The following is a 9,522-nucleotide window of genomic DNA, read 5'->3' as shown; positions in this document are numbered from 1 at the left end:
TTTACAACAACGGTTCATCGCCAATAGGCGGCACCGTTAGTAAGAAATTAACTAGACCAACAAACCAATACTAAGCCGACAAATCCGCGTCCCCTACTCCGCCAACTGGCGATAACCGAGACCGTTGTAGCCAATTAAAAATATATTATGAGACAAAATTTATTACTTTATTTAATGTTTTTACTTTCAATTGTCTTAATAGCATGTAAAGCTCAAAATATAGAAAAGACTGATGAATTAATTATTAGTTGTGAAAACACAAAAAGTAAATTAGAATTTCCTCTAGAAAGCGCTGAGTTAAAATGGCTTCAAACAAATAGTGAAAAATGCTCTCGAATTAATGAATTTTTAGGAACGTTTGAATACTCTGATGACTCTATTGAATATATGCAAACATTTGTCAAAATGAAGTTGAAAAATGAAAATTATAAACTGGAAAGGTTTATTGAATTATATTGCTTGCTTCAAAAAAATCCTGCTGCCCTTATTGATGGGACTTTGGATAAGAAAAAAGAATAATAACTGGCTACAACAACGGTTCATCGCCAATAAGCGGTAGCGTTAGAAAGAAAATATTTAACTTGACCAACAAACCAATACTAAGCCGACAAAGCCGCATCCCCTACTCCGCCAACTGGCGATAACCGGGACCGTTACCTACAATGGCCACAAAAATTTGAACTAAATGAGATTAAAAAACATATTCTTGATAATACCGATAATCTTAGTATTAATTTCCTGTTCAAAAGAAGAAAAATGTGAAAATCCTATTGAATGTTTACCAGATAAAACTACAATAGGAAAAGGAACATTTGGTTGTCTAGTAAACGGAAAACCATACGTAGAAACAAATACTTATTTTAATTGCTATTATCAATATGTTAACGGCGGATTTTATTTCAGTTTAGGTGCACAAGATGATAATCCAATAATTTACCAAATTATTTTAGGCTCTAATAAAGCAAAAATAGAAGAAGGCAAAAAATATAAATTATCAGGTAATGAAGAAGGTAATTATTTCGGGGAATGTGCAGTATTTCTCGAACAAAGTTATGATTTGACAACTAATAATGAAGAATATGGATTTCTAGAAATCACAAAATTTGATCAAGGGAAAAGAATAATATCAGGAACTTTCGAATTTGATCTAATAAATCCGGAAACTGGGGAAATAATAAAAATTAGAGAAGGTAGATTTGACACATTATTCACAATGTAGAAAAATACAAATCAGCCACAGTAGGTAACAACGGTTCATCGCCAATAGACGGTAGCGTTAGAAAGAAAATAATTAACTTGACCCACGAACCAATACTAAGCCGACAAAGCCGCGTCCCCTACTCCGCCAACTGGCGATAACCGAGACCGTTGTGCGCAAGCTTTAGAGAAATCTAGATTATAAATGAAAAAATTATTTCTAATATTTTTAATCGCTATAAACGGAAATTTAATTTCTCAGAATACATTATCTCAAACAAGAGAATATTTAAGCTCCCTAAAAGAAGTTCAGGAAATTTCGAAATTGAAGTCTAAGAAATTTAAAGACTTCGAAATAATTACAACTTTTACAGAACTTGATAGAAAAATTGATTTCGGATATAAACATCACCGAATCCTGGTAATGCCATATTCTGGTTCCGATCTAAAAATAAATTTCATTTCATATAACAATAAAATTGTTGTTGGTTGGATATCAGAAAATTCAGTTTCAAAAGGAATTTTAAATACAGAATATTTCAAATCAAATGATTCTTTTATAGAAGATTATATCACAAAACATAATAAATTTTATAATACTAACTTTCGTAAAGAAGATTTTGACAAAGAGATTTTGAATGAGTATACAGTGGGTTTTGGATGTGGAATGGCAGGAACAGAAATTCCAGATATTTCAGAAAAAACCTTAAAATTAATTGAGAGAGGAAGCATTAAAAAATTGAACTCCTTTCTTAGATCAATTTCTCCAGAGGTACAAACTTTAGGCGCAATAGGAATTTTAAGAATTGGAAAAATAAATAAGGAACAACGAAAAATCATTGATCATTTAAAAATGAGAAATTCTAAAGTATATAGTTGTTCTGGATGCATTTATGACGGTGAAAGAAATTTTATAGATTTATTGAGGTGAAAAATAAAAGCCAGCGCACAACAACGGTTCATCGCCAATAAGCGGCACCGTTAGAAAGAAAATAATTAACTTGACCCACAAACCAATACTAAGCCGACAAATCCGCGTCCCTTACTCCGCCAACTGGCGATAACCGAGAACGTTATATGCAATGGCTCCATTAAAATTCATTCCTTAAAAAGAACCTCAATACAACTTAACCTCCTATTCATCAATTTTTTATAGATTTAAATAATAGTTCATCATTTTAAATAATCAGCTAAAAAATTAAGCTATGAAAAAATTTCCCTGGTTAATCGTAATTATTCTTATCACCACCATTAAAATTAATGCGCAGGAAAAATTCAATACAGATCTTTTAAAACCTGAAAATTCTGAAAAGAATATCCCAAGAGATGTCGAGCCTTACGCAGATCCAGATATTCTAAAGAATTTGGCTCCCATAAGAAAGCAATTCGACAATCTTGCTGTGGTAGAAAGTGCTCCAACTATCAATCCGAGACTGGTCAGTTTTGGAAAGCAAATGAGAAAAACGATCTATGAACCTGTAAAGGATAAGGCTTTTTTGATGGCCGGATGGCAATTAACTTCTACGCTCATAGTTGTTGGTGACGATGGTCTTATAGCCGTTGATCCAGGAGAGAATGATACGGCTTCTAGTGAAATAATGAAAGATTTCCGGGAAACTACAGGAATTGACCTTCCGGTAAAGGCTGTCATTTATACTCATAGACATCCCGACCATAGTTTTGGTGCTGCCGGACTGGGGGTTACACAAAAGCAAGTAGACAATGACGACGTCAAAATTTTTGCTCATCATGAATTCATGGATTATTTGGCCAACGATGCAAGCGTTGTAGGCGAAATATTGACCGAAAGAACAGCATACGGTGGAGCAACTTATTTGGGTCAAAATCCAAAAGGAATGGTAAATGGAGGTTTAGGGCCTACTTTTTCAGGAGGGGAAATATCTTTTTTCGCACCAACAGATTTGGTTACAGATGAACTAAAAACGAAAGTCGCTGGAGTTGAAATAGTATTATTTGAAGCTTATGGCGATGCCGAGGATGAAATCGATATTTATTTTCCGGAGTTAAAACTTGTCCACGGTTCAGAAACTATTCAGGGAGAAAGTTTCCCGAATCTTTATACGTTGAGAGGAACTAAATACCGCGATATGGTAAAATGGTATAAAGGTGTAGACAGATTGCTGGAATACGCTAAAAAAAGTGATGCCTATACGCATTCTCATATGAGATCATGGGTTGGAAACGAGTTTATAACGGAAAGAGTTCAAAATTACAGAGATGCAATCCAATACGTCCATGATCAATCCATTAGACATATGAACATGGGAGCAACCCGTGAAGAACTTGTAGATTTGATCAAACTACCTGAAAATCTAAAAAACGATCCATGGCTACAGGAGTTTTACGGTAGCGTAGCACATGTTGTGAGAAATGTATACAACGGTTATCTTGGATGGTTTTCAGGAGATGCAACAGAATTAGCTACGCCTTCTTTCGAGAGAAAAGCTAAGTTATATGTTTCAGCAATGGGTGGAGAAGAAAATGTTTTATCCATAGCAAAAAAAGCAATTGAGAAAGAGGATTACGGCTGGGCAATGGAAATTCTAACACACCTGGTTAGAGCAGAAAATAGTGCAGAAGCAAAGAATTTAAAAGCAGAAGCTATGAGAAAATGGGGTTACGACCAGGCGAATATTTATTACCGTGATTTTGCACTTAGTGGAGCTGCCGAATTAGATGGAAGCCTGAATAAAGAAGGTGCCTTCGATTTCGCTAATCCGGTAATTATCCAGCAATTTGGGATAGGTACCATATTAGAAAACCTAAGAGTTAAAATTGATGCAGAGAAAGCGATGGATGCCAATTTAAAGATCGGATTCAATATTACAGATAGAAATGAAACATATGGGTATCATATAAGGAATGGAATTGCTGCTTTTTATAATGAAATTCCAGAAAATCCAGATCTGGTTTTAAATATTCCTAGCGAAGTAGTCTATAATTTTATTTTGAAGAAGGGCACTATTAAAAATGCCTTAGAAAATGGGAAGGGAACAGCCGATGGTGACCTAAACAATCTTCAAAAATTCGCATCTTACTTCGACTTTACAAAAAATAAGATAAACCTTAGTTCTAGGTAGCATTAAATGGAATATACAATCTGGTTTATAATAATTTAATTTGTCGCCAAAGCATATAACAACGGTTCATCGCCAATAAGCGGCAGTCTTAGTAAGAAAATAATTAACTTGACCAACAAAACAATACTAAGCCGACAAATCCGCGTCCCTTACTCCGCCAACTGGCGATAACCGAGACCGTTATAAGCAAGGCTAATTGAAATTTAACAAAAAGATAAAGTAGTGTTCAACCTAAGTAAAATAGAACATTTAAACGGCTTAATCCCTGCCTTAGAAAAACAAAAGTATAAAGCACGATTAAGAGAAAAAGTACTTTTGAGTGACTCTTTTGTTTCATTAACTTATGGAAAAGAAGAAGACTTTGCACAAGTAAAATTGATAAGAAAATGGAAACGAATTTTTGGTAAATATGATATAAAAATCTTGAGTTCGAATATTCAATTAATAGATCATTTAGATCAGGTGAATAAATTCGAAAAGAAAAAAACCAGCAAATTCAATTTTGTAAAAAAGAAGTTCCACATTAAACTTAATTCTGCAATTCAAGCTTTCAGAATTGAGCACAAAAAAATCTATTCTTCTAAAGAAAAAATTGAAATACTAAATGAGAAAATATCTGCGATTCGATTTGATCCAGTTTATGAAGATCGGATATCTAAATTTGAATTTATAAAACCTGCAATTGGTATAGAAGCTAAAGAAAATAGTATTCATCCGGCCTTTGGAATTACAGTTGGTACAAATGCTGGAGGAGGTATATTCTTGTTTGACCCTTTCGAAGGACAATTGGAAATCGGCACTTTTGTCAATTTAGGAGATATTTCAGTTTATGCTGCCTCAGAATTTGATCTATTCGATTTTAGCGATTAAAATTTGAGTCAACGCCCAGCTTATAACAACGGTTCATCGCCAATAAGCGGCACCGTTAGTAAGAAAATAATTAACTTGACCAACAAACCAATACTAAGCCGACAAATCCGCGTCCCTTACTCCGCCAACTGGCGATAACCGAGACCGTTAGGCAGCATAATTTTATCGTGCTCGGAACTTCTTATTTTCAACTTTTTACTTATCTTTGACGTTAGTAACGTAAAACAAAATTATTTGTGATAAAATCATTTGCAGATAAAGAAGCTGACAGAATTTGGAATGGAACCCAATCAAGAAAGCTTCCTGCTAATATTCAAAACGTAGCAAGAAGAAAATTAAGAATGATAAATAATGCTCAAAAAATTAATGACTTAAGAATTCCACCAGCAAATCATTTAGAAAAACTAAGTGGGAATTTAGAAGGTTTTCATAGCATTAGAATTAATAAACAATGGAGAATAATGTTCAAATGGGAAAATGACAATGCCTTTGAAGTTCAAATTATTGATTATCATTAAAAAGATAAAAAAATGAAAAAATTAGAAAACATACATCCTGGAGAAGTTTTAAAAGAAGAGTTTTTAGATCCAATGGAAATAACTGCTTACCGACTTTCCAAAGAGACTTTTATTCCTCAAACTCGGATTAGTGAAATCATTAAAAAGAAAAGAAGAATTACTGCAGATACAGCATTAAGACTTTCAAAATATTTTGGGACAACTGCTAAATTTTGGCTGGGATTACAAGATGATTATGATTTGGAAGAAGAAAAGAATTTAAAAGAGGCAGAATTCAATAACATAAAACCGTTAGAAAATAACGCTGCCTAACAACGATTCATCGCAAATAACGAGTATCCTGGAAAAAGTGTATTTTAGGAAACCAGGATACAAAACGGTAAGCCGACAACTCCGTATCTTCACTCCCGTGACTTGCGATAATCGAGACCGTTATGTAGCATTTTTAAATTATGCAACAAACTATATTTTTAAAAAATAACTAAAAACGAAAATAAATATGTCAGAAAATGTTGAATACGAAATCAATGAGGATTGGAAAACGGGATCTTTATGTACAGAAACCGCAAACTATTTATGTAAAATGCATCCATATGTAGAAGAGTTTGTGCGTGAAGGAGAAAGATTCCCTAAATGTGATCAAAAGGGATTACCTCATAATACTCAGTGGCATAAAATTTTATAAATCTTTAAAAAGATCACTGCATAACATAACGGCACTATCTTTAACATTAAATAGCATTTTTTTAATTTTGTGCTATGACTTACACAAGGGAAAAATTACAATCGCTTAATTCTCAAAAAGAAAGACCGGAAAATTATGAAGAAGTTGTGCAGGAATTAGCAAATAAAGTTTTTGACGAGGAAAAAATTTCATTAGCGGAAGAGCATTTCGTATGTGGAATTATTGAAAATTTGAGAAATAAAGACGGAGTAAAAGATCTGGATATTTTCGAGTTAGACTCGTGCGAAAATTATCTTTTTAGGGATAGGTATTTAATTTACTTTAACGATCTAAACGGTTACAAGCCAGTATTCAACTTTAATGGTGAAATACCACTTAATGAAAAGAATAGGGATGTTGCATTTTTACAAAAGCAATATGAAGATTGGAAAACTTTAATTGCGAAAAAGTTAAATGGCACAGAATTGATAAATTATGTTTCACAAGAGACCAATTCGCAATTAAAAGAGATAGAGAAATATTGTTCTAAATTACTAATCGGCAGTAATCGAAAAGAATATCTAAAAAAATCAATAATACTTCACGGTAAGTATATTTTTCTCCTAGTGAAAGAATTTTATCAAGAATTAGGAAAAAATGAGGAAGTTATTGAATTGAATGGAAAACAAATTCTTATAGATAGTTTTACCTATGTTCATACAATGTTTAGACATTTCGCTCAACAAATTAAGCACCATCAAGAGAATAAATCCTACCACTTTGATGAAAATATTGGATTTAAAACTATTCCCAATTTCTTAAGCGATGCTATCAAGTGTTTTAAACAAAGTGAAGAAAGTGATAGTTATAAAAGCGATCGTTTATATATTATTTTTAATGAAAAAAAATATGCTATTTGGTTCAGACCTTTTAAAAAGCATTTAAAAGGTAATAGAAAAGTGGAATATTTAAGAGTGCAAACTTTTTATCCAATTACAAATAGTGCGGACTTAGAAAAATTAAGCCATCATAAAGAAATTTCAACTTCCTGTGGATTTAGATTCTTGAAAAAAAACGCTACATAACAACGGTTCATCGCCAATAAGCGGCACCGTTAGAAAGAAAATAATTAACTTGACCAACAAACCAATACTAAGCCGACAAATCCGCGTCCCCTACTCCGCCAACTGGCGATAACCGAGACCGTTGTAGGTAATTTTTATACAAAATTTGATTTTCAATGTATTACAATAAAAATCTTGTTCAGAATATCTATAATTGGTATTCCAGAGTTCAAAATTCAACTATAGATAATTTTCAATTTGATTTAAAATTTCTTCTTAAAAACATTGAAAACAACGCCACAATACAAGGTGTGATTTTAGAAGCCGTAAAAAAGTATTTTCTAGATGAAAAAGAACTAAAAACATTAGATGAAGACCTGCAAATTGATTTCTATGAAATTGAAACAGATAGTTTAGAACATAGAGCTGCCATTTGCTATCAGCTAACAAAATTTATGGCAAATGAATATAATTATAAGCTTAACACTCTAACGCATTTCAATTTTGGAAATTATCATCAAACGCAAGATAGAATATGTTCGGATTTAATTCTTCCTTTTATTCAGTTCATAGCAGATTCATTAGAAAACAGTAACTCCATAGTCTATCTTTTAGAAAAGTATAAGAAAAGGACAGAGTGGTTTACTTCAGAAAGATTATTAAATCAATATACTATCCAGACAAAGAATTATGAAGACTCCTTGGAGGAGGATTTAAGATTATTCTTATTCGACCAAGGAATAGATTATCCATTTTCAACTCCCAAATCTAAATCTGGTAGAGCGGATATTGTTGGAAATATAGATACTTCCGATCCTTTAATTGTAGAAATTAAAATCTTTGATCGCGAAAAGAAATATGGGAAAAATCGGATTGTAGAAGGATTTACCCAGATAAGACAATACACTGAAAATTATAATAAAACACAAGGTTTCCTAGTTGTTTTCAATTTCGATAAAGCTCAAATAAATTTTGAATTAAATGATGAGCAGACCTTTTATCCACCATTGCTCACTATAAACAATAAAAACTATTATTTCGTAGTAGTTGACGTTGCTGGAAGAAAAGCAGCAAGTAAAATTGGAAAATCTGATTTGATTACAATTACTAAAGAAGATTTAATAAAATAAAAACTACCTACAACAACGGTTCATCGCCAATAGACGGCACCGTTAGTAAGAAAATAATTATCTTGATTAACAAACCAACACTAAGCCGACAAATCCGCGTCCCTTACTCCGCCAACTGGCGATAACCGAGACCGTTGGCTGTAATTTTTAAACATGAAAATAGAACAAATCTTTCAAGACCTAAAATTTGACTTGCAATCGATAAGTAAAAAAGCAAATGAAAGACTACTTAAAGAAGAACAAATTAGATCAAGTATTTATTGCTCTTTAAGAAACCAAGGTTATATAGTTGCGGCAGAAAGAAATTATGAAAAAAATTCAGAGGTTGAATGTGATTTAGTTTTTTGGAGAAATTCGAACCCCGAATCTGAATCCTGGATGGAAATAAAAACTGCTAGATATTCAAAAGCTAAAAATGATATTCGAAAATTAGATAAGTTTGGAAGGAATAGTTGGAATAATGGAGAAAAGGGTCAATTCAATAGTTGGAAAAAAGATATCCAAAAATTTAATTTATTAGATAATATTGATGTTGAAAAATATTTTGTCCTTGTAGAACAATGCTTTGAAGATTCGCTTTTTGATAAAATGCATTCACAAAATTTGTACGATATAATACAGCTTTTCGGAGAACTTGAATACAAAAAAATAGAATTTGAATTAAAATGGAACAAAGCTCCAGTTAATAAATGTATTGTAAGAATTTTTGAACTAACAAACTACAAAAAAACTACAGCCAACAACGGCTCATCGCCAATAACGGGTATTGTCGAAAAAGTGTAATTTTAGAAACCAGGAAAAAACCCAATAAACCGACAACTCCGCGTCCCAACTCCCGCAACTGGCGATAGCCGAGACCGTTAGCTACAAGCGGATTCAATGAAAATCGTGTAAATAATTAAAAAATAACACGTGTTAACAAAATTCTTCTTTATATTTGTATCTATAACTTTCAATTGAAAAGTGATGAATACAAAA

11 protein-coding genes are annotated in these 9,522 nt (G+C 32.5%); all 11 read left to right on the top strand.

What is annotated here, in order from left to right:
- Positions 1-147: 147 nt before the first annotated feature.
- The gene (locus ML462_RS15695) at positions 148-519 is read left to right on the top strand and encodes a hypothetical protein (protein ID WP_240714784.1); all 372 of its coding nucleotides are present in this window, start codon (positions 148-150) and stop codon (positions 517-519) included.
- 166 nt (positions 520-685) lie between these two features.
- A complete protein-coding gene (locus tag ML462_RS15690; RefSeq protein WP_240714783.1) occupies positions 686-1,219 on the top strand; it encodes a Riean_0653 family protein in 534 nt (177 codons plus the stop codon).
- Between the two features lie 183 nt (positions 1,220-1,402).
- Positions 1,403-2,128, top strand: a complete 726-nt coding sequence (locus ML462_RS15685) for a hypothetical protein (protein WP_240714782.1) — start codon at positions 1,403-1,405, stop codon at positions 2,126-2,128.
- 274 nt (positions 2,129-2,402) lie between these two features.
- Complete coding sequence (locus ML462_RS15680) at positions 2,403-4,298, top strand: alkyl sulfatase dimerization domain-containing protein (RefSeq protein ID WP_240714781.1); 1,896 nt, start codon at positions 2,403-2,405, stop codon at positions 4,296-4,298.
- Between the two features lie 222 nt (positions 4,299-4,520).
- A complete protein-coding gene (locus tag ML462_RS15675; RefSeq protein WP_240714780.1) occupies positions 4,521-5,168 on the top strand; it encodes a hypothetical protein in 648 nt (215 codons plus the stop codon).
- A gap of 236 nt (positions 5,169-5,404) precedes the next feature.
- Entirely contained in the window at positions 5,405-5,686 is a 282-nt protein-coding gene (locus tag ML462_RS15670) for a type II toxin-antitoxin system RelE/ParE family toxin (protein ID WP_240714779.1), read from the top strand.
- 12 nt (positions 5,687-5,698) lie between these two features.
- Positions 5,699-5,998, top strand: coding sequence for a HigA family addiction module antitoxin (locus ML462_RS15665; RefSeq protein ID WP_240713547.1), 300 nt, complete (start codon positions 5,699-5,701; stop codon positions 5,996-5,998).
- Positions 5,999-6,185: 187 nt separating this feature from the next.
- Complete coding sequence (locus ML462_RS15660) at positions 6,186-6,371, top strand: hypothetical protein (protein WP_240714778.1); 186 nt, start codon at positions 6,186-6,188, stop codon at positions 6,369-6,371.
- Positions 6,372-6,445: 74 nt separating this feature from the next.
- On the top strand, positions 6,446-7,435 hold the full coding sequence (locus tag ML462_RS15655; RefSeq protein ID WP_240714777.1) for a hypothetical protein: 990 nt from the start codon (positions 6,446-6,448) through the stop codon (positions 7,433-7,435).
- 155 nt (positions 7,436-7,590) lie between these two features.
- The gene (locus tag ML462_RS15650; RefSeq protein WP_240714776.1) at positions 7,591-8,544 is read left to right on the top strand and encodes a hypothetical protein; all 954 of its coding nucleotides are present in this window, start codon (positions 7,591-7,593) and stop codon (positions 8,542-8,544) included.
- A gap of 153 nt (positions 8,545-8,697) precedes the next feature.
- Positions 8,698-9,327 carry a hypothetical protein gene (locus ML462_RS15645; protein ID WP_240714775.1) on the top strand — a complete coding sequence of 210 codons (630 nt, stop codon included), beginning with the start codon at positions 8,698-8,700 and terminating at the stop codon, positions 9,325-9,327.
- The last annotated feature ends 195 nt before the right edge of the window (positions 9,328-9,522 follow it).

This window comes from Christiangramia lutea, assembly GCF_022489035.1.
GTDB classification, from domain to species: Bacteria; Bacteroidota; Bacteroidia; order Flavobacteriales; family Flavobacteriaceae; genus Christiangramia; species Christiangramia lutea.
The sequence above is the reverse complement of the archived record's forward strand: the minus strand, read 5'-3'. Positions and strand labels throughout refer to the sequence as shown.

What these genes read in the sequence shown, in the direction of transcription:
- ML462_RS15695 (WP_240714784.1), top strand. Translation starts at nt 148, where the DNA reads ATGAGACAAAATTTATTACTTTATTTAATGTTTTTACTTTCAATTGTC.
- ML462_RS15690 (WP_240714783.1), top strand. Translation starts at nt 686, where the DNA reads ATGAGATTAAAAAACATATTCTTGATAATACCGATAATCTTAGTATTA.
- ML462_RS15685 (WP_240714782.1), top strand. Translation starts at nt 1,403, where the DNA reads ATGAAAAAATTATTTCTAATATTTTTAATCGCTATAAACGGAAATTTA.
- ML462_RS15680 (WP_240714781.1), top strand. Translation starts at nt 2,403, where the DNA reads ATGAAAAAATTTCCCTGGTTAATCGTAATTATTCTTATCACCACCATT.
- ML462_RS15665 (WP_240713547.1), top strand. Translation starts at nt 5,699, where the DNA reads ATGAAAAAATTAGAAAACATACATCCTGGAGAAGTTTTAAAAGAAGAG.
- ML462_RS15660 (WP_240714778.1), top strand. Translation starts at nt 6,186, where the DNA reads ATGTCAGAAAATGTTGAATACGAAATCAATGAGGATTGGAAAACGGGA.
- ML462_RS15655 (WP_240714777.1), top strand. Translation starts at nt 6,446, where the DNA reads ATGACTTACACAAGGGAAAAATTACAATCGCTTAATTCTCAAAAAGAA.
- ML462_RS15650 (WP_240714776.1), top strand. Translation starts at nt 7,591, where the DNA reads ATGTATTACAATAAAAATCTTGTTCAGAATATCTATAATTGGTATTCC.
- ML462_RS15645 (WP_240714775.1), top strand. Translation starts at nt 8,698, where the DNA reads ATGAAAATAGAACAAATCTTTCAAGACCTAAAATTTGACTTGCAATCG.